Consider the following 481-nt stretch of genomic DNA (forward strand, 5'->3'; position numbering starts at 1 on the left):
TGCAGTTCGAGCCGTGGCACGCGCGAATGGCGCCAATTGCATCACGCTCATGATCCCGTGCCATCGGGTGATCGGCGCAGATGGCACCCTGACAGGCTATGGCGGCGGATTATGGCGCAAGCAACGCCTGATCGAGATCGAGCGCTCATTCGGCGCCCGGATCACAGCATAGGTTCTGACATCTCATTTTCCTGCCGGTGACACCTGCTGCCCCAGCCGGAATACCGGCATCATGGCAGTGCGGCGAACACAAGAAATCCATGACAGGCGCGTTATCTCTGCGCTCGACCGAACCAAACAGTGGCAAGGCTGACAAATGAGGCTGGCGCGGCTTTCAAGAAAAGACCTGCACACAGAGGGCACCGGGGTCACATAAGCGTAGCGGACCGGCAATAGCGATACAGTGGCTAACGATGCACAATAGACGTGCCCCGCCGCCCCGCCCTTTCGTTACGATAGTGTTACTTGATGCGACATAGCG

At 58.6% G+C, this 481-nt stretch carries 1 protein-coding gene; it reads left to right on the forward strand.

Annotated features, from left to right (window positions below; all coding sequences use genetic code 11):
- Positions 1-49 precede the first annotated feature (49 nt).
- Positions 50-172: an MGMT family protein gene (locus tag P792_RS38645; protein WP_255345458.1), complete on the forward strand. Its 123-nt coding sequence runs from the start codon at positions 50-52 to the stop codon at positions 170-172.
- Positions 173-481 lie beyond the last annotated feature (309 nt).

The organism is Asaia sp. SF2.1 (assembly GCF_000505765.1).
Classification (GTDB): domain Bacteria; phylum Pseudomonadota; class Alphaproteobacteria; order Acetobacterales; family Acetobacteraceae; genus Asaia; species Asaia bogorensis.

Excerpts from the sequence above, each read along its gene's own strand:
- P792_RS38645 (WP_255345458.1), top strand. The coding sequence starts at position 50 with ATGATCCCGTGCCATCGGGTGATCGGCGCAGATGGCACCCTGACAGGC.